The sequence below is a fragment of the Rhodococcus sp. EPR-134 genome (assembly GCF_001647205.1).
In the GTDB taxonomy this organism is placed as follows: Bacteria; Actinomycetota; Actinomycetes; order Mycobacteriales; family Mycobacteriaceae; genus Rhodococcus_F; species Rhodococcus_F qingshengii.
This window is the reverse complement of the sequence record NZ_LVCT01000634.1, coordinates 1-20,393: the sequence shown is the minus strand read 5'-3', so window position 1 is coordinate 20,393 and position 20,393 is coordinate 1. Positions and strand designations below refer to the sequence as shown.

General features: G+C 61.1%; 15 protein-coding genes. 12 read left to right on the top strand and 3 right to left on the bottom strand.

Annotated features, from left to right (window positions below; genetic code table 11):
• Nucleotides 1–48 precede the first annotated feature (48 nt).
• Both eutC and A2J01_RS27925 read left to right on the top strand, forming a co-directional pair.
• Nucleotides 49–822 carry an ethanolamine ammonia-lyase subunit EutC gene (gene eutC, locus A2J01_RS27930; protein ID WP_054827682.1) on the top strand — a complete coding sequence of 258 codons (774 nt, stop codon included), beginning with the start codon at nt 49–51 and terminating at the stop codon, nt 820–822.
• Nucleotides 823–904: 82 nt separating this feature from the next.
• Nucleotides 905–2,203 (top strand): HAD-IB family phosphatase, encoded by a 1,299-nt coding sequence (locus A2J01_RS27925; RefSeq protein ID WP_064114029.1) that lies wholly within the window; start codon nt 905–907, stop codon nt 2,201–2,203.
• A gap of 15 nt (nt 2,204–2,218) precedes the next feature.
• Here A2J01_RS27925 and A2J01_RS27920 read toward each other — a convergent pair whose 3' ends face one another.
• Nucleotides 2,219–3,082, bottom strand: a complete 864-nt coding sequence (locus A2J01_RS27920) for a glycosyltransferase (RefSeq protein ID WP_064114028.1) — start codon at nt 3,080–3,082, stop codon at nt 2,219–2,221.
• Nucleotides 3,083–3,271: 189 nt separating this feature from the next.
• On the opposite strand from A2J01_RS27920, the gene A2J01_RS27915 reads away from it, so the two are divergent.
• From A2J01_RS27915 to A2J01_RS27890, 6 genes are all read left to right on the top strand, one after another.
• Nucleotides 3,272–3,811, top strand: a complete 540-nt coding sequence (locus A2J01_RS27915; protein WP_054827683.1) for a hypothetical protein — start codon at nt 3,272–3,274, stop codon at nt 3,809–3,811.
• Nucleotides 3,812–4,142: 331 nt separating this feature from the next.
• A complete protein-coding gene (locus tag A2J01_RS27910) occupies nt 4,143–5,420 on the top strand; it encodes an MFS transporter (protein WP_085998903.1) in 1,278 nt (425 codons plus the stop codon).
• 207 nt (nt 5,421–5,627) lie between these two features.
• Nucleotides 5,628–7,265, top strand: a complete 1,638-nt coding sequence (locus A2J01_RS27905; protein WP_064114027.1) for an AMP-binding protein — start codon at nt 5,628–5,630, stop codon at nt 7,263–7,265.
• Between the two features lie 4 nt (nt 7,266–7,269).
• The gene (locus A2J01_RS27900; protein ID WP_064114026.1) at nt 7,270–8,937 is read left to right on the top strand and encodes a sigma-54-dependent Fis family transcriptional regulator; all 1,668 of its coding nucleotides are present in this window, start codon (nt 7,270–7,272) and stop codon (nt 8,935–8,937) included.
• A gap of 108 nt (nt 8,938–9,045) precedes the next feature.
• Nucleotides 9,046–10,545: an aldehyde dehydrogenase family protein gene (locus A2J01_RS27895; RefSeq protein WP_019744236.1), complete on the top strand. Its 1,500-nt coding sequence runs from the start codon at nt 9,046–9,048 to the stop codon at nt 10,543–10,545.
• 47 nt (nt 10,546–10,592) lie between these two features.
• Nucleotides 10,593–11,705: an NDMA-dependent alcohol dehydrogenase gene (locus A2J01_RS27890; RefSeq protein WP_003942086.1), complete on the top strand. Its 1,113-nt coding sequence runs from the start codon at nt 10,593–10,595 to the stop codon at nt 11,703–11,705.
• 54 nt (nt 11,706–11,759) lie between these two features.
• On the opposite strand, the gene A2J01_RS27885 is transcribed toward A2J01_RS27890, so the two are convergent.
• Entirely contained in the window at nt 11,760–13,208 is a 1,449-nt protein-coding gene (locus tag A2J01_RS27885; protein ID WP_064114025.1) for a hypothetical protein, read from the bottom strand.
• A 224-nt stretch (nt 13,209–13,432) separates the two neighbouring features.
• On the opposite strand from A2J01_RS27885, the gene A2J01_RS27880 reads away from it, so the two are divergent.
• The 3 genes from A2J01_RS27880 (at nt 13,433) to A2J01_RS27870 (ending at nt 18,669) form a co-directional block, all read left to right on the top strand.
• A complete protein-coding gene (locus tag A2J01_RS27880; protein WP_064114024.1) occupies nt 13,433–15,679 on the top strand; it encodes an MMPL family transporter in 2,247 nt (748 codons plus the stop codon).
• A gap of 183 nt (nt 15,680–15,862) precedes the next feature.
• On the top strand, nt 15,863–17,308 hold the full coding sequence (locus A2J01_RS27875; RefSeq protein ID WP_064114023.1) for a hypothetical protein: 1,446 nt from the start codon (nt 15,863–15,865) through the stop codon (nt 17,306–17,308).
• Nucleotides 17,305–18,669: an outer membrane protein assembly factor BamB family protein gene (locus A2J01_RS27870; protein WP_054186887.1), complete on the top strand. Its 1,365-nt coding sequence runs from the start codon at nt 17,305–17,307 to the stop codon at nt 18,667–18,669. Before A2J01_RS27875 ends, A2J01_RS27870 begins: the two co-directional genes overlap by 4 nt.
• 197 nt (nt 18,670–18,866) lie before the next feature.
• Here A2J01_RS27870 and A2J01_RS27865 read toward each other — a convergent pair whose 3' ends face one another.
• A complete protein-coding gene (locus A2J01_RS27865; protein ID WP_064114022.1) occupies nt 18,867–19,754 on the bottom strand; it encodes a glycosyltransferase in 888 nt (295 codons plus the stop codon).
• 361 nt (nt 19,755–20,115) lie between these two features.
• Here A2J01_RS27865 and A2J01_RS27860 point away from each other — a divergent pair.
• Nucleotides 20,116–20,393 (top strand): hypothetical protein (locus tag A2J01_RS27860; RefSeq protein ID WP_156519428.1); only part of this gene is annotated, 278 nt, incomplete at its 3' end.

Sequence of the window (20,393 nt, the reverse complement as noted above, 5' to 3'; positions counted from 1 at the left end):
TCCGATCGATGCCGAAATGTCGCCGTTGCGGGCTTTGACGGTGAACTCATGACCGAAGATCAGGCACCGATCCTCGATTTCTGGGGTCCACTGCGCAAGACCACACAATCGCGTATCGGGCTGGGGCGTGCCGGAGATTCGTTGCCCACCAAGCGGGTTCTCGAATTCAAGGCAGCTCACGCCGCAGCCCGCGACGCGGTCCACGAGCCACTCGACTCCGAGACGCTTGCCAGTCGGGTCGAAGGGGTGGGCATCGGGGCGCCGGTGGTGGTCGCGAGCAGCGTCTCCACCCGCAGTGAGTATCTCCGGAGACCCGACCTGGGGCGCCAACCGGCTGACCTGGGTGCGATCGCGAGTTCCGACAAGGAAATCGGGTTCATCCTCGCCGACGGACTCTCGCCGCGAGCACTGATGGACCACGGCGAGCAATTACTGTCTGCGTTGGTCACGGTGTTGGGGGAGCGGTACTCGATCGCGCCGCCCGTGATCGCCACGAATGCCCGTGTGGCACTGGGTGATCACATCGCTGCCGCGATGGGAGTGCAGACGGCGATCGTCCTGATCGGCGAACGTCCAGGGCTCTCCGTTGCGGACAGTGTCGGGATCTATCTGACTCACCTTCCCCGCGTCGGTCGTACCGACGCGGATCGAAACTGCATTTCCAATGTCCACCCACCCGAGGGACTCGGATACGAGCAGGCTGCTCGTGTCGTCCTGGGATTGGTGACGGGAGCGCGCCAGTTGGGCCGCTCCGGCGTCGACCTCAAGGACACCTCTCGCGCCGACGCCGTTGCGTCGGGAGAAGTGCTGACGCTCGATTAATTGACAACTGCACGGCATACCCGGGTCGATCGACACTCGGGTATGACGTCGTACCCGAATCACGACGAAAACGAGGGAATCGATGTTCCGTTCGCTGCATGCCCGCGCCCTGTGTGCGTTGGCGGTAGGTAGTGTCCTGTTGAGTGCAACTGCATGTAGTTCGGCCGAGAGCGCCCCGAAAGAAGATGTGGCGCAGAGTGGTTCATCCTGTGCTGCGTTGGATCCCAGTCTGGCGTGGTACGGCGACAACCGTGTGAGGTTGGATGCCATGATGACGGAGTTCGGAACGTGTGGAGCTGCAGGTGATGTCGATGACGGAGCTCCGTTGGCGCTCTTCGACTGGGACAACACAGTTGTCAAGAACGACATCGGAAGCGCCACTGCATTCTGGATGATCAAGAACAACAAGGTGTTACAGCCTGCCGGAGGGGACTGGGCAACCACCAGCCGCTTCATGACGCCAGCCGGCGCTGCCGCACTTTCCGCCGCGTGCGGCTCCGAGACCGCGCCGGGGCAACCGTTGGCAACCAGCACCGACTTGGACTGCGCGGACGAGATCGTTGCGGTACTCGAAGAGAAGACTCGCGACGGGCAGGCCGCATTCGACGGTTACGATCACCGCCGGACCAAAGCCGCATACGCGTGGGCCGTGCAGTTGATGGCAGGGCACACCCAGGACGAGATCACCGAGTACGCTCGCGCAGCGCGTGCCGAGAATCTCGCTGCTGCAGAAGGATCCGATCAGACCGTCGGTACGACGGAAGTCGACGGCTCGGTGCGGTACTACGCGCAAATCGAAGATTTGGTGAAATCCCTCGGCGCTCATGGATTCGACGTGCGGATCATTTCCGCGTCGGCCGAACCGGTCGTTCGAGTCTGGGCGGAACAGCTGGGATTGGACGCCGATCATGTGATGGGAGTTCGGCCCATCGTCGAGGGCGGGGTTCTCACCGGGCGCCTGCGTGGGTGTGGTGGCGTTGCGGACGGCGACGACTCGGTCATTCCGTACATCGACGGCAAGCGGTGCCAGGTCAACGAGGTTGTCTACGGGGTTCAAGGGCCTACGGCGTTCGAGCAGTTGGCCGCCGATCGACGTCAGGTATTTGCTGCCGGTGATTCTGTCACCGACGTGACGTTCCTCGGAGATGCGACCGGTGCGCGCCTGGTGATCAACCGCAACAATCCCGAACTGATGTGCAATGCCTACGACAACAGTGACGGGAAATGGCTGGTCAACCCCATGTTCATCGAACCGAAAGCACAGGCGGATGCTCCCTATCGCTGCTCGACCGATGCTTACACCGACGCGGCCGGGGAGAAAGGCGCCGTGACTCGTGCGGACGGCAGCGTGATCCCCGATCAGGTCGATTCCGTCGCCTGAAACGATATCGGGCGCTCAGAAGTAGAAGGTGCGATTCCTGGCGGCGCATTTGAGCTTGCCCACCTGTAGACCGGCAAAGGCGATCCATCGACCCCGCGGCATTCCGCTGAGCCTTTGTGGAATCAACGGATTCAGCAAGATTAGGCCGGCAAGCGTCGTGAGCGAAGATTTCATCGTCGGTCGTTGGACCCCGTAGTCCCGAAATGCAAGAAATAGCTCGACTTCAGCCATGCCGTACGACACGGTCTGGTGCCATGTTCCTCTAAGGGTTGATCTAAGCCGGTAGGCGACGGTTGCCTTAGGTGCGTGGGCGAAGGACAGCCCTGAGATCTGGGCTCGCCACGAAAATTCGACATCCTCGCCCGCTGTCATCGATTCGTCAAAGCCGCCAATAGAATCGAAGGCGCGCTTCCAGATTCCAATGTTGCACCCCATCGCAGAAGGGAGAAAGCGGCCGAGAACCAACCCGTCGGTCGAGGCAAGTGGCCGCCATGAATGCACTTCCGACGAATTGATCGATTCTGATTCCACGCCGCCGGCGATCAGGTCGGCGAATTCGGCCGAAAGAAGCAGTTGGGTCAGCCAGGAACTGTGAACACGGTCGTCTCCGTCGCAAAATGCAAGAAATTGCCCACGCGCATATGCCGACCCATTGTTCCTGGCAAAGCTGATGCCAGCTCTCTGAGAAGAATCTATATATCGAAGGTTGAGCTCAGCCGTGAGCGGGTGATTTGCAATGTGCTGTTCGAGACCGTCTGTCGATCCATTGTCACTCACGATGACCTCGAAAACTCCGCCGAAGTTCTGCTCGCTCAAGGCAACCAACTGGACGTCGATGTATTTCATGACGTTCAGGCAGGGGATTATTACAGACACCATTGGAGCTATCACACTGCAAACATACCGGATCGTCCGAATTGTCATTCGGGGAGCCCATCGTAAGTTACTCGACACACGGCTAAGCGTGTGTGATCTGATTCTGTCGAGCCCTTTGTCGGGCTGCGGAAACCCACGGGTGTCCGCTGTGATGCTGGAGCCGCAGAGGCGGCACGTGAGTAGGAGAAATCGATGGCCTTCGCTGGCAATGTGGACGAGTTGGCACTGCTCCAAGCAGTACGTCTCAAGGAGCGGGTCGGAGCGGTCGTCCTGGCCGAGCACCTGGGCGTCAGCTCGGCTTCCGGTCAAGCTGCGTACGACGCACTTGTCGCGCAGGGCAAAGCGGTCGAAGCGGAAAACGCCATCAGCCTGACCGAGAAAGGTTTGGCAGAACTCGAAGATCAGTTGGACGCCGAGCGCGTCTCGATCGACGAGGACTCCATCGCTGAGGTGTACGAGGCGTTCCTTCCCTTGGACGAGGAGTTCGCCGCGCTCATCGACGACGCAGATTCGGATTCCCTTGCAGAGTTGGATCGCCGGGCTGCAAACCTGTTCGACGATCTGTCGGCATTCGTTCCGCGGTTGTCTCGTTACCAGGATCTCTTCTCGGATGCTCTCGCGAAAGTGCAAGCCGGGGAGTCCAAGTGGATTTCCGAACCGATCATCGACTCCTACGCCACGGTGTGGGGCGAGATCCGTCAGGAACTGTTCGGGGCTGCCGGTAAGGCTTGATCCGTAGCGTTGCACCGTGACGCCGTTTCTCGAGGGCCGTCCGATTCGTGAGAACGAATCGGACGGCCTGCGGCATGTCGAGGGTCGTGAAACTCGTTACCATTGCATACAAGTGGTGACCGAGATCACTCCTACCCCCTTTCGGGGGTAGTGCGGGGGTGAGCCACATCACTACCTTTCCTCCTATCGACGGTGATGCCCACAGGGCGACACCACGGGACCACGGAGGAATCGAGTGACCACAGTCTCTCCCACAGGCGGCACCAGTGCCGCCGGCGCCGGGGGTGCGAGTGCCGCAGGTGCGACGCAGCCCCCGCAGAACACCACCAGTGTGCGGCGCGTCGCAATCGCGAGTTGTATCGGCACGACTATCGAGTTCTACGACTTCTTCATCTACGGAACCGCTGCGGCACTTGTCTTTCCGACGGTGTTCTTCCCCGCGCTCGGTGCCACTGCGGGAACTGTCGCATCGTTTGCGACTTTCGCAGTCGCATTCATCGCCCGGCCCGTCGGCGCAATGTTGTTCGGACACTTCGGTGATCGCATCGGTCGCAAGAAGACGCTGATCTCGACGCTCCTGCTCATGGGTATCTCGACGCTCCTGATCGGCTTGCTGCCGGGTGCTGCAACCATCGGTGTCGCGGCCCCGATCATCTTGGTGCTCTTGCGATTCGGCCAAGGTTTCGCGGTCGGTGGTGAGTGGGCAGGCGCAACCTTGCTCACGGCGGAATACGCTCCACCGGGCAAACGTGGTCTGTATGCGATGTTCCCGCAGCTCGGCCCTGCAATCGCCTTCGTTCTCTCGAGCAGTACCTTCCTCATCACCGGCGCAGTTCTCGGCGACACCAACCAGGCTTTCCTCGATTATGGCTGGCGTATCCCGTTCCTGTTCTCCATCGTGTTGGTCGGCATCGGCCTCTACATGCGGCTCGCTATCGAGGAGACTCCCGTCTTCAAGGCGGAGCAGGCAGAGCGCGTCGCGGAGCAGAAGAACGAAGCACCTCGCACCCTCCCGTTCCTGGATGCTTGGCGGTTCCAGACCAAGGAGATCCTGCTCTCGGCAGGCGCCCTGGCTTGCCTGTTCGCGTTCTTCTACATGGGCACGGCTTTCCTGACGAGCTACGGAACAAAGACCCTCGGCTTCTCCCGTCCGTTCGTCCTGTCTGTCGGTATCGCTTCCGCGGTTGTCTTCGGTGCGGCGATCGTCGTTTCCGCTCTGTACTCGGACCGCATCGGGCGCCGCAAGGTCATCATGATCTCGTGTGGTCTGGCCGTCGTCTGGGCGCTGGTGCTGTTCCCGCTCCTCGACACGGGATCGCCGATCGCGTTCATCATCGGGATGTTCGGCACGCTCATGATCTTCGGAATCGCCTACGGCCCCTGCGGTGCGCTGCTTCCGGAAATGTTCCAGACCCGCTACCGCTACACCGGTGCCGGCCTCGGCTACAACCTCGCCGGAGTGCTCGGTGGGGCAGTGCCGCCGCTGATCGCCGCACCGCTGGCCTCGGCCTACGGGAGCATGGCCATCGGAGTCATGCTGGCGATCCTGGGCGTGTTGAGCCTGATCTGCACCTGGGCACTCGTCGAGACCAAGGACCACGCGCTGTAACCACTGTGCGCCTTTATTAACCGCCGGCGGTTAATAAAGGCGCACAGCAGGCGGGTGGGGTGTCCGGACTCTGAACAGTTACGGCCACCCCGCACCGGGAAGTATGTCGTGCATCACACCGAATCGAGTAAATTCGTAGATGAGAGGGTCCGCTGCGGCGGCCCCTCTCATAGGTGCCTGAACAGGTAACCGGAGAGGACAGAACACATGAGTACGCCGCTGCCCAGCTATACGTCCGGAGTATGGGACGGTCCGATGCTGGGCGACACCATCGGAGACAACCTCGATCGCACGGTTGCCGCACACGGCGACCGCGATGCGTTGATCGACCACGCCAGCGGTCGACGATGGACGTACCGGGAGTTCGCCGAGCAGGTGAACGGGCTCGCTGCCGGACTACTTTCCCGTGGTGTGGGGAAGGGCGATCGGGTAGGAATCTGGGCTCCCAACTGTCCGGAATGGACGTTCACGCAATACGCGACGGCAAAGGTCGGCGCGATCCTGGTCAACATCAATCCGGCGTACCGCTCGCACGAGTTGCAGTACGTACTCGAGCAGGCCGGGATCTCGACGCTGGTGTCTGCGGCCAGCTTCAAGACCTCGGACTACGCGTCGATGATCGAGACGGTGCGGCCGCAGTGCCCGGATCTGACGTCGGTGCTCCTGCTCGGTTCACCCGAGTGGGACGCGGTGCTTGCAGACGGCTTGGCGGCGCAGGCAAGCGATCCGGCTCCGCTCGCCGCAGCCCAGGCCGCGTTGTCGGCCGACGACGCGATCAACATCCAATACACCTCGGGTACTACCGGTTTCCCGAAGGGCGCGACGCTCAGTCACCACAACATCCTCAACAACGGCTATTTCGTCGGCGAGTTGTGCCACTACAGCGAGGTCGATCGGGTGTGCATCCCGGTGCCGTTCTACCACTGCTTCGGCATGGTGATGGGCAACATTGCGTGCACCAGTCATGGTGCTGCCATGGTCATTCCGGGTCCGGCCTTCGATCCGCGTGCTTCGCTCGAAGCCGTTCAGGCCGAAAAGTGCACGTCCCTCTACGGCGTTCCGACGATGTTCATCGCGGAGTTGGCGTTGCCGGACTTCGACAGCTTCGATCTGTCGTCCCTTCGCACCGGCATCATGGCGGGCTCGCCCTGCCCGGTCGAGGTGATGAAGCAGGTCATCGATCGCATGGGCATGTCGGAGGTGTCGATCTGCTACGGCATGACGGAGACCTCGCCGGTGTCGTTGCAGACCCGCTCGGACGATTCGATCGAGCAGCGCACCGAAACGGTCGGACGGGTAGGGCCGCATCTCGAGATCAAGATCGTCGATCCGGCAACCGGATTGACGGTGCCCCGTGGCGAGCCGGGTGAACTGTGCACGCGTGGTTACTCGGTCATGCTCGGATACTGGGAGAACCCGGAGAAGACCGCCGAGGCGATCGACGCTGCCCGGTGGATGCACACCGGAGACATCGGAGTCATGGACGAGGCCGGATACGTCGCCATCACGGGACGCATCAAGGACATGGTCATCCGCGGTGGCGAGAACGTCTATCCGCGTGAGATCGAGGAGTTCCTCTACACCCATCCCGACATTCTCGATGCGCAGGTCATCGGCGTACCCGACGCAAAGTACGGCGAGGAATTGATGGTGTGGGTCCAGATGCGCGAAGGTGCAGACGATCTCGACGCCGATTCGGTCCGCGCGTTCTGCACCGGCAAGCTCGCGCACTACAAGATTCCGCGGTACGTCCATGTCGTCGACGAGTTCCCGATGACAGTCACGGGCAAGGTCCGCAAGATCGCGATGCGAGAACAGGCGATCGAATTGATCGGTCAGGCCTGAGAGTATGTCCGCGAACCCAGGGGAGCGTGAGCCGGTACGCCCCGAGATCGCGCTCTCCTGGAAGCGTTCTCGACTCAGTGGCCTCGACCCGTCGTCGGCCATCGCCGTGGACACCGAGGAGCAGGACGGTGAGTCTCGTTTGCTCCGGGCCGCCGCACCCGTGCTCGACGAAGTTTCGCAACAGATCGCGGGCACCGGTTTCTGCGTGCTGCTTGCCGATCGCGAATGCCGCGTGGTCGCTTCGGTGTACTCCGACAGTCGCGTCGAGCGAACGATCGAGCGGTTGGGTGTCGTCAACGGCTCACGCTTCGGTGAAGAGCACGCCGGCACCAACGCGCTTGGTACACCCCTCGAGGTCGGACGAAGCGTGGTGATCCACGGTGACGAGCATTTCCTCGACAGCCTCAAGGGTTTGAGCTGCTACGGACAGCCGATCCTGCATCCCGTCACACGTCGTGTCGAAGGCATTCTCGACATGACCGGCGTTGTCTCGCAGGCCAACCCACTGTTCGCGCCCTTCCTTGCGCGTGCTGCAGCGGACATCGAGAAACGGCTGCTCGAAGGCTCGAAAGCATCGGAGCAGCGGCTGGTCGACGCATTCCAGCGAGTTTCACATCAGCGCCACATTGCCGTCGCGGCCATCGGCGACGACATCCTGCTGAGCAACCGAACCGCTTTGGATCTGCTCGACACCGCAGACCATGTATCGCTCCGTTCCTTGATTGCCGACCTGAATCCGGACCAATCACGATTGGTGACAGTCGAATTGGCGTCCGGCGCTCTGGCGCGAGTTCAAGCCGACCGGATTTCCGGGGCTGACGGTGGTGCGCTCTTCCTGGTCGAACCACTCCAACGGGAACGGGCACCGATCCGCAGAACGCACGAGCGGGCACCGTCTCCGGGCGAACGACTGCGGCGCGACCTGATGCGGGCGCGGGCAACCTCTGCCGCCGTGGCGATCTCTGGTGAAGCGGGATCCGGCCGAACCTCGGCAGCATCGGACGTCGTCGGCAGTGTCGATGCGAGTTGGCTCGATGCCACGCGAATCGCGTTCGACGGCCGTGAGCAATGGGTCACCGATCTCGTGCGAGTAGCCCGTAAGCGTTCGGGCGTGGTCGTGATCGAACAGGTACAACTCCTTCCTGACTCGGTGTTGCCGCTGGTCGCAGACCTGATCGACGCCAGCGCTGAGGGGCCGAAAATCGTACTGACCAGCGGAGCGGCAGTTGATCTTCCACCGACCATCGCCGCGCTGCTCTCACGATGCGCCTCCCGGGTTGTCATCACCCCACTGCGCGAGCGACAGGCTGAGATCGCCGAGTTGGCACAAGTCATGTTGGAGGGGATCTCACCAGAACTGAGATTGACCGCCAGCGCTGCCGAAGCACTCGCGGCGGCCAACTGGCCGGGCAACCTGGCCGAATTGCGCGTCGTGTTGAATCGCGCCTCGGATGAACGCTCGAGCAATCGCATCGACGTCGCTGATCTGCCCGAGGACTATCGCACCACGACCAAGGTGTCGCGGTTGGCAGGGCGGGAGAAAGCCGAGCGCCAGGCGATCATCGGAGCGTTGAAAGACTGCGGCGGCAACAAGGTTCACGCGTCGGCGCAACTCGGAATCAGCCGAAGCACTCTCTACACACGGATGCGGGCGCTCGACATCACTGTGTAGTTTGCTGTCCGACTTCAGTTGTACAAAGTTCGGACAGTTAGCACCCCTGGAAGCGCGGAAGTATGGCGTGCATCACATTCGCACCTCACTACTTCAGGGGAGTTTCCGATGACGGCAGTAGCCGAACACACCATCAGTTCAGCGGTACAGGGTTTCCTGAACGGACCGAAGAAGCTCTACATCGGCGGCGAATTCGTCGACGCCGCTTCGGGTCAGACCTTCGCGACGTACAACCCGGCTGACGGACAGAAGCTCGCAGACGTGGCACACGGTCAGGCTGAAGACATCGACCGCGCGGTACGTGCCGCTCGAACGGCTTTCGAGGACGGCCCCTGGTCACGTATGAAGGCAAACGAGCGCGAGCGGATGATCTGGCGCGTCGGCGACATTCTCAGTGCTCGTGCCGAGGAATTCGGTCAGCTCGAAGCTCTCGACAACGGCAAGTCCGTTGCCATCGCCACCGCCGTCGACGTAGCTTGGGCCGCAGACGTTTTCCGCTACTACGCGGGTTGGGCCACCAAGATCGAAGGCAGCACCGTCAACGTGTCGATGCCCTTCTCTCCGGGCGGCGAGTTCCACGCCTACACCCTGCGTGAGGCGATCGGCGTCTGTGGACTGATCGTGCCGTGGAACTTCCCGCTGCTGATGTCGTCGTGGAAGCTCGCCCCCGCGCTCGCCGCCGGCAACACGGTGATCCTCAAGCCCGCTGAGCAGACCCCGCTCACCGCACTGCTTCTCGCGGAGGTCTTCGAAGAAGCAGGCTTCCCGCCCGGTGTCGTCAACATCGTTCCCGGCTTCGGCGATGCAGGTGCTGCTCTGTCCGGCCACGACGACGTGGACAAGGTTGCGTTCACCGGTTCCACCGAGGTGGGTAAGAAGATCGTCGACGCCGCCAAGGGCAATCTGAAGAAGGTTACGCTCGAGCTCGGTGGCAAGAGCCCCAATATCGTGTTCGCCGACGCCGATTTCGATTCCGCGGTGGAGGGTTCGCTCAACGCGTGGCTGTTCAACCACGGACAGTGCTGCGTTGCGGGTACTCGTCTGTACGTCGAGGACACCATCTTCGAGAAGTTCACCGAGGCCGTCGCGCACGCAGCGAGCCAGGTCAAGATCGGGCCCGGCCTCGATCCCACCACCCAGCTCGGACCGCTGGTCTCGCAGGAGCAGTTCGACAAGGTGACCGGCTACCTGCGTGAGGGAATCGCCGACGGCGCACGTGCACTGACGGGCGGCAACCGCTGGGGCGATCAGGGCTACTTCGTCGAGCCGACCGTCTTCGTTGACGTCAAGCCCGAATTCTCCATCGTTCAGGAGGAGATCTTCGGACCCGTCGTGGCGGCGCTGCCGTTCAACGCGGACGACGGACCGATCACTGCCGCAAACGATTCCATCTACGGCTTGGCCGCCGGCATCTGGACCCGGGACATTTCCAAGGCTCACCGCACGGCGAAGCGCTTGAAGGCCGGTTCGGTGTGGATCAACCAGTACAACGGCTTCGACACTGCAATGCCCTTCGGTGGATACAAGCAGTCCGGCTGGGGCCGCGAGCTCGGCGCTTCGGCTATCGATCTCTACACCCAGACCAAGGCCGTCAACATCGCTCTCTGACCGACCCCATCGCTCATTCTCTCGTCCGACAATCAAGGAGATCACCAGTGAAGACCAAAGCTGCTGTACTGCTCGAGCCCGGAAAGCCCTTCGAGATCATGGAACTCGACCTCGACGGCCCGGGTGTGGGTGAGGTACTGATCAAGTACACCGCTGCCGGACTGTGCCATTCGGATCTGCACCTGACCGACGGTGATCTCCCGCCGCGTTACCCGATCGTCGGCGGACACGAAGGCTCGGGCATCATCGAAGAGGTCGGCCCAGGCGTCACGAAGGTCAAGCCGGGCGACCATGTCGTGTGTAGCTTCATCCCCAACTGCGGCACCTGTCGCTATTGCTCGACCGGTCGCCAGAACCTCTGCGACATGGGTGCCACCATCCTCGAAGGCTCGATGCCCGACGGTTCCTTCCGTTTCCACGGCAACGGAATGGATTTCGGCGGAATGTGCATGTTGGGAACGTTCTCCGAGCGCGCCACCATTTCTCAGCACTCGGTAGTCAAGATCGACGACTGGCTTCCATTGGAGACGGCAGTGGTCGTTGGCTGCGGCGTGCCGTCGGGTTGGGGAACGGCCGTCAACGCAGGCAACCTCCGCGCCGGTGACACCGCGGTGATCTACGGCATCGGTGGCCTCGGCATCAATGCCGTTCAGGGTGCGGTTTCGGCAGGCTGCAAGTACGTCGTTGTGGTCGATCCGGTTGCTCTCAAGCGTGAGACCGCACTGAAGTTCGGTGCCACCCATGCCTTTGCAGACGCCGAGAGCGCCGCTGCCAAGGTCAACGAGCTGACGTGGGGACAGGGTGCCGACGCTGCGCTCATCCTTGTCGGCACCGTCGACGAGGACGTGGTCAGTGCAGCGACGGCAGTGATCGGCAAGGGTGGCACCGTGGTGATCACGGGACTCGCCGACCCCGCCAAGCTGACCGTTCACGTGTCGGGTACCGACCTGACGCTGAATCAGAAGACGATCAAGGGCACGCTCTTCGGGTCCATGAATCCGCAGTACGACATCGTGCGACTGCTGCGTCTCTACGATGCCGGTCAGCTCAAGCTCGACGAACTGATCACCAACACCTACAGCCTCGAAGACGTCAACAAGGGCTACCAGGATCTACGTGACGGCAAGAACATCCGTGGCGTGATCATTCACGACAAGTAGGACAACTGCTGTGCGCCTTTATTAACCGCGGGCGGTTAATAAAGGCGCACAGCACTATTTCTTGGCTTTCGACAAAATCTGCATCAACTGAAGTAGCGCCGAGAACTTCGCGAACACCGAGCGCGAGACCACCGGACCGAAAGCCGCGGTGTCGGTTGCGTCGAAGGCGTCGAGCAGATCGCGGAAACTTTCGACCTGTTTGACCATCGCGTCGAGATCGACGTGCGTGACTGTGTCGGCGTCACGCAGAGCGAGCAGGTACTGCGGCGCCGTCACCAAGGCGACCGCCGGTATCTTCCGCTCGAACAACGGTTCACCCTCACCGAAATGAATGACCGGTCCTGGCGCCACGATTCGGCGATCGCCTGCCCCGATGTCGCGCCACAGCGGTGCAACGATGTCGTGTACTTCCCGACTCGTCGCGTAGAGCAGTTCCGGTTCCGGAGTGGTCTCCAACGAATAGCTGCCGGTCGAGGTGTTCTCGGTATCACCCAGTGCGCCGAGGTGTTCGATTGCGATCCCCGCTACTGCGCGCGCCTGACCGTCTTCGCCCTTCCACATCTCGGGGTGTGCTTCGAGCCAGGTGGACGTTGCCTGTCCGTGCTTGGACACCGCTGGAATGCGAAGGTGGCCGGTCGTCAGCACAAAAACGTACGACCGTCGATGCGGCTGCGCGACGGCGTGACGCGCCAAGGCCAACATTCCCAGATGCCCGTTCTCCTCGACGCCGTTGGTTCCGTCGCTGTGAGTGATGAGCAGAATCGTCTCTTCCGGTGATGTCCCCGGGGATACCGCCCACACCGTGTCGGTCCGGGTGTCCGGATGCAGAGTTGCATCCAGAACCAGAGTGGCCCGCTGGCCGAAACGAGCTGCAGCGACAACCTTCCTGCCCTCGTCGCCGGCCACCCAGACGGCGGGGATGTCGTGGTACGGCTGCGTGAACGGAAGATATTGTCCCAGCGCGTTGTCCGGAGCGATGTCACGCCACACCGCGATCACGCCGAGCACTCCGGCTTTGCGGGCCTTGTCGAGTTTCGGGCCAAGAAGAGTCGCGGAGAGAACCGGATTTCGAAGAGTCTCGTCGTTGGCGATCGGACCCCACTCGCTGACCAGTAGCTTGCGCGGAAGATCGATGTGCGGGACCTCGATCACTGCGATCGCGCCCCTGGCCAAGGACCACTTGGGGCGTCGCGCGCTGACGTGGACCAGGGGAGCGGAGATTCCCTGAGGGCCGGTCAATCCCGAGTAGGGGAATGCGGACGAAACCTTGATCGGCCCCGTGGGCAATTCGATGCGAAGTCCGTCAGACGTTGCCGGTAGATCCCAGCGTTCGAAAGTGTGTGAATCACGCCGGACGTCGAGGCCCAGTTCGGTCAGTTCGTTCGCGACTTCCTCCACCACCGCGTGGTGTGCAGGTGATCCCGTCAATCGTGGCCCCCGCGCGTCGAGTCGCTGTTGGCCTGCAAGGAGGAGATCGCGATCGACGGCCTGGCCGTGATTCATGGGATTGCCTTTCGTACTACGCGACGTCTGCTCTGGTGAGGCGCCTGCCCGTGTCGTGTCCACGGTACCGAGCGGTCTGAAAAGGAGACGGAGAGCGCGCCGGATATGCCGTTTTCGCAGATATACCAGGTGCCAACGAGCCGGTCGGTCCGTACCGTATGACCTTGGCACCGAAAGACTCCGTGTTCTTCGGACAGACCAGTCCACGGCGAGAGAGGCCTACGTTGGCTACGTATCTTTACAGGTTGGGGAAGTTCGCTTTCCGCCACAAGTATCTTGTGGTGGCCGCGTGGATTATCGTGATCGCGGTGGTGGGGGGCGCTATCAGCGCCACAAATCCGACGTTCTCCAAAGAATTCAACCTTCCGGGCACCGATTCACAGCGTGCGACCGAGTTGATGAACGAGAACTTTGCAGCTGCAGCGGAGCAGCAAACTCAGGCGTCGACCAGTATTCTCATCGCGGCAGACGACGGGCTTGCCGCGCACAGCGATCAGATCGATCAGTTGATCGCGCAGGCGAAGACGTTGCCGGACATCGTCGATCCCGAGAAGATCGTCAATCCGGTCACTCTCGCGGAGGCCAATCCAGCGGTGGCGTCGGCCGTTCTCGGCGACAACGGCAAGGTCGGGCTGATCCAGCTCAATCAGTCGATTCGCATCGAGGATCAGACGCAGGCCAACAAGACCGCGTTCCTCGACTTGATGGCAAAGTTCCGCACCGGCGGCTTGCAAGTCGAAGGAACCGGCTCGATGATGCAGGTGCAGGCCGCGGGCGGTCTGTCGGAGATGCTCGGCTTCGCGGTGGCGTTCATCGTGATGATCGTGGCGTTCGGTGCACTCATCGCGGCGTTCATCCCGTTGTTCACTGCAATTCTGGGAATTGCGCTGGCCACTCTGACTGTCACCCTCGGCTCGGGCTTCTTCGACATCAACGAAGGCGTCACGGGAATCGTCACGATGATCGGCATCGCAGTCTCGATCGACTACGCGTTGTTCATCGTGTCGCGCTACCGCAGTGAGCTCAACCTGGGCGGAACCAGGGAAGCCGCCGCCGGACGCGCAGTAGGTACTGCCGGTTCGTCTGTCGTATTCGCAGGCCTGACAGTGGTGGTTGCGCTGGCGGCCCTGGCGGTGGTCGGGGTTCCGATGATCACGCAGATGGGAATCTCGGCAGCGGTTGCCGTCATCATCGCTGTGCTCGGCGCAATCACATTGATCCCAGCGGTTCTGGGTATCTTCGGCCGATTCGCGTTCTCGCCTCGTATCCCCGGGCTGCGCCACGGTGACGAGCCCGAGACGATGGAATCCAACGGACATCGCTGGGCCAAGATAGTCACCAAGTACCCGTGGCCGATCGCGGGTGCTGCGCTGGTGCTTCTGGTGATCGCGGCTATTCCGATGACGAAGCTCGAACTCGGACTCTCGTTCACTCAGGACGAAGAGCGGCCGGCACTTGCCCTGCTGCAACGTGGGTTCGGTGAAGGCGTCAATGGCGAATTGTTCGTCGTGCTCGACGCGCCTGACGGCACCGACATCACCGCGATTGCCGAAGGCACTGTCGCGCACATCAAGGGCCTCGACAACGTCGCAACTCCGGATCAGTTGATGTGGGTCGGAAACGGACCGGACGCAGCAAACCCGATGGCGGGCGCCAACTCTGCGCTGATCGCGGTCACCCCGCAGATGTCACCGAGCGGCCCCGAAACCCACGAGCTGATGAATCAGATCCGGGATTACGGATCGACGGTGAAATCGGAAGGCGCAGAACTCGGTGTAGCGGGGCAAACCGCGATCGTTGCCGACATGTCGTCGAAGCTCAGTTCCGCGCTCATCCCGTATCTCATCGTGGTTGTGGGGCTGGCGTTCATCATCATGATGGTCGTCTTCCGCTCGATCCTGGTGCCGCTGACCGCAACTCTCGGATTCCTGTTTTCCGTCTGTGCGACCTTCGGCGCCACGGTGGCCATCTTCCAGGAGGGCGACTTCGGGCTGATCGAGCACACACAACCCATCATCTCGTTCCTGCCGATCTTCATGATCGGTGTGGTCTTCGGGTTGGCGATGGACTATCAAGTGTTCCTCGTGACGCGAATGCGCGAGGAATACGTGCACGGATTGTCGGCCAAGGACGCCATCATCTCCGGCTACACCCATGGTGCTCGCGTGGTCGCGTCGGCGGCCATCATCATGATCTCCGTGTTCGGCGCATTCATGCTGTCCTCGGAGACGACAAGCAAGATGATGGGCTTCGGCCTCGCGGCTGCAGTCTTCTTCGACGCCTTCATCATCCGCATGATCGTGATACCTGCGGTCATGTCGATTCTCGGTGATTCAGCGTGGAAGTTGCCGGCGTGGCTCGACAAGATCCTGCCGAACGTCGACATCGAGGGTGAAGCGATTCGACGGATTCCGATCGAGCAGGATCCGAATTCCGATCCAGACCCGAATCAGGTGCCTGTGAGGGTGTAAGCACTCAGGCAGTCAGGACGGGGCGCCGGTTGCACAGCAACTGGCACCCCGTCCTTCTGTGTTCATACGGCGCTCGTGCGATAGGAAACCATCCGGTTGGTAACAGAAATCGCTGTGATCGCGACAGGACATCCAGAGGCGACGCGCATCGGGAGCGGGCCGTGACGGTGACTGCGAGGGTACGTGTCGAAGGAGCAAACCGATTTGAAGCGGGCCGAGAAGTGGACCTTCGCGCTGACGGTCGTCTCCCTGATCGCCGGCGGGACAGTGGTTGCCGGGCTGGTGGATCGGTGGAGCAGTTCGCCGTCCGATGACATCTCGGTAGCTGCGACTTCGTCGATCAGCATAACGTCCACACCGGAAGAGATGGCGCCGGAGGACCTGCCTGAATTCTCGTACGTCACGCCGAGCGCGGTGTACCCGACCACGATTCCGGGTTGTGAAAGCGTCGAAGCGCCGGACGACGAACACGGAATCTCGATCTTCACATCGACAGGTGGCGACGACGCGTACGACGACCCACGTTTTCCGTGGTTTTCCGGCGCCAAAGCTGTATCGATGTCGGATGCGGTCGCCGATGCGATTCCGGACGGCGTCGAGATCAAGTTCGCCAGTCCGAGCCGATCACTCCAGTTCGGTCCGATCTCGGCACCGTCGACCTCGGACGAGTTGCCCGAGGGATGGACGATCGAGGATCTGGCGTCCACTGATGCGTCGGCGACAATACTTCGAGGCGAGGCCAGTGGTGGACTGTCGGTCTCGGTCAACAGCAGTAAGGCGCCGGTTCCTCCGTGCATTGCCGGTTCTCTCGTCGAACGTCGCTCACTCGCGGATGGTTCAGTTGTGGACGTGCAGGACTCGTGGAGTGAAATCAACGGACAACGCACTCTCTCTCGTTCGGCGTTCCTTTACGGCATCGATGGCACACGAGTTCACGCCTATCTCGATGACACTGCCGACCGAGTCGGCGCCGAGGTTCAGGCAAGCGGCGCGCTTCCACTGACCATCGACGAACTGGTGTCCTTGGTCAGCCTGCCGCAACTGCGAATCACGACGCCTGCTCCGCCGGGTACGGCACCGCTTTCGCCCGGGTGCCACGGGATCCCCCGAGACTCTGGCGACGTGGCCGAACTCGATCGCGCGACGATCGAACGTCTCAACGCGGTACTCGAAGTCAGATGGCGCGCTGTACCTCCGGGTTTTCCGATTCTTGATACCGGACCGGGCACTCTGACGGTGGCGGAGAATGACAAGTCCACTGCATGTCAGAGACTTCTCACCCGGACGGGAGACAGCGAGTCGACCCTCAACATGACAATTACCGGCGGACAACCACTCCCTACGGAGCCCAACAAATACGACCCTTCCTACGACGGGCACCCCTTGGAGGTCGTGACGCGACCGGATGGATCCGTGATCGAGCGAGACGAACGGAACTACGCGACCGTGCCCATGACAAATGACGGCTCGAAAGCAGAATCTACGCAGGAAACGAGCAGGGCTGTGGTCGTCACCCGCCCGAATGGGACCCAAGTCTCGGTTTCGTCGTCGGCTGCGATCCCGAACGATCCGATGACGTTCGCGCAGTTGGAGTTTCTCGCGACGACCGAAGGCCTGGAGATTCGATGACCACCAGATTCTCCCCGAAATCGCGACTTCGGATCGCGGCCGCCGCAGCCGTAGTCACCGTCACTGCCGCCATCGCCACGGTGGTCACGTCGACGAGTTCCGAACCGACAGCGATCTCGTCGCCGCTATGGAGCGTCGAGGCCTCCGAGATTCTCGGGCGCGAGTTCGCGATCTTCCGGAGCCCACTTGTTGGAACCGAATTCAACATGGACATGGGCGGATTCATCGACGCCGGATCACTCGTGGTCACGATGATCGGTATGCCGGACCGCCAGGCATATTCGTTGGACGACGCGGAATTGGTCGCACTCGATGCCGACGACGGCACTGTCCGTTGGCGCACGTCGGCGGTCGACGTCGGTGGTTGCTCCGAGACTCTGCTCGGCAGTTCGGTGCTGTGTTTCTCCGGGCCGTACGTATCCGGTGGTTCGTACTCACTTTTCGATATCGAGACAGGAGAGCGTCGAGACATCAAGACGCCGTGGGCACCGATCATCGCGGTTGTCTCGGGTGACACGGTCCTCGCGCTCGAGGGTGATATCGAGAGCAACGACGTTCGCGTGCACAGCGGAACCGTCGACGATCCGGAAGCGAACTGGTCCAAAGCGTTCGACGTCGGTGGATCGTGGGAAGCCGGATACGTCGATCCGGTGATGTCGGTGCACGGCGATCTGGGTGTGATCGCTCTCGACGAGTCTCTGGGATTCGACCTGAAGACCGGCGAACAGCGGTGGGTACACGGTTACTCCACCTGTTCGACCGCGCACACATCGTCGGACGGCGTGACATTGGTGTCGGATGGCGGTTGCGAAGGCAATGGCCGTCCGACAAGTGAGTACGCGCTCGATCAGAACGGGCGCGAGTTCGCCAGGACAGACGAACTGCCCTCGGAGTCCTCGTACTACGGCGGGCGATACAGCCGAGATAATCCCGCAGGAGGATCGACTCCGATCATTCTGGGACACAGCGGTTTCGACCGGACTTCGGGTGAGAAGTTGTGGTCCAACAGTGAAGTCTTCGACACCGCACAGTCGTTGGCGGTGATCGGTAACGTGATCGCCGTGACCCGCTCCAGTTCCGAGCCCGAGGTCCAGTTCGTGGACCTCTTCACCGGTGAGGTCCTGTGGCGATCGAACGCCGAGCGCGCCGGGGAGGTTGTCTGGCACGGCGATGTCGTTATCGACGAGGGAAACGTCTACGGAACAGATGTCAGGACCGGCCAACGTAGTTGGGAGGTCCAAGTCGTCCAGGACGGGGACGACGAGTTCACGCCTTGGGTGATGCCGCGCGAGCTGTGGGCGGGGGAGAAGGTGCTGTTGCGTTCCAGTGAAGACCGCATCACGGCGTTGAAGGTGGCGTGAGATCCGGTGTGGTGCATGTCCGTTAATACACTCGGATAAGCGCTCGGTACTCGTCGGTCAGCGGCCCGAACGGTCATCGATGAGCGGGTTTCGGTGTACCCCGTGGAGGACACGGCGGACTTTTGTGCCCATCAGCAACGAGGGGGTCTCTGCTGCACTGTCACTTCGCACCTGTAGTGAATAGCGAGCTGGATTGGCTACTGGTTGACCGGCATGATTCGTCCTTGCGATTTGCCGAACAAGCGACTGAACTCAAAACGCTCCTGCTCGAAATTGTATGCACGGTAAATCGGCCATGCCAAGGCGTGGACAACTGTGTCCAGCCGGATCAGGAACTTGAAGCGCCAATTCATGATGTTGTGGAGTCGAAGGACCGATTCAGAAGCGCGGTTGTACTTCGAGTATTCGCGCGGAGGTGTTTCTCCCCGCCTCCCCGATGTTTCGACGCGCATGGAGTCGCACTGTCCGATTGTCAACCCGATCTTCTGGAGACATATCGAGAGATCCATGTCTTCGTGAATGTCAGTGCGCTCGCTCAAATTCTTCCGCACTTCTAGCCACGCTGATCTTTTCACGGCCATGTTCGCTCCGGTAGCAGCTAGCACTCGGCGATCATGATTGAACTTTCCACGTCGAATTTGTCGGTCAAGTACGAACCGGTGGACGCGCGAGAAAGGGGATTCGAAGAGGTATGTGACGCCCGCAACGGCGCAGTGGGTGGAGTTGGGGCCGAGGAATTCGCAAATCGCGGCCGCCCATCCGGTCTGGACCCGGGTGTCGGCGTCGATTCGGCCGACCAGTTCACAAGAAGACGCGTCAAAACCCGCATTTCGGGCATGCACAACACCTTGGCGTGACTCGAAGATATATCGAACTTTTTCGTGTGACCCTGCGTAGCGTTCTATTATCGAGGCGGTTCGGTCGGTGGAGTTGTTGTCGACTATCAAGATTTCATCGATTGTGTCACCTTGCGCGAGCAGACGGTCAATGCAGTCCGCGATTCCTGCCTCTTCGTTAAACACAGGTACAACGACCGACAATATATTTCGGTGAGGATTCTCAGTCGATTGCTTTGGGGACGTCACAATCGTTCCTGAGGTTTACGGTTCGGGTGAATCTTCACAAAATAACGGTATCAATCAATTTTTCACCTTCAAAATCGTGGCACTCGGGTAGGTACGCCATGCCGAAACGGCCGCATGGCTACTGGTGTACGATTTGTTCTTTTTGTTGAGATTCTTGTTTGTAAAATTGCAGGTAGCGGGATATCTGATCGATAAGAGGGCTGTGGCGGCGCCGGCTGTCGGTCGATGTGTGGGCCGTCGTTCGAGTGCCAGAACTTATGCCGTATCTCACGCATTCCATACCGTGGTGGATGACTTGATGAGACGGACTGCCCGACTGTTTGGCCTCGGCGTAGGTTTACTGCGAGATTCAGATCGAACTATGCCGAACGGCCTTCCCGTGCGGATCGACTTCCCCGAGCGATGGAACGTCTTCGCCCCCGTGTACTCGGCGCATGAGCTCGTCGTCGAGTTGCCAACCGCCGTCGGTAAGGTATTCAAGATTCCACTGATCAATGGCGCAATGCGACGGGTGATCGTCGAAGAGGTTGTCGACCTCGCCCTCGCGGCCGAATTGTCGTCGATGGTGACCGGGCATCGGTATACCTCGACCAGTTGTCGGCGAACGATCGTGTGGATCAGCTACGAGACCGTATTCTG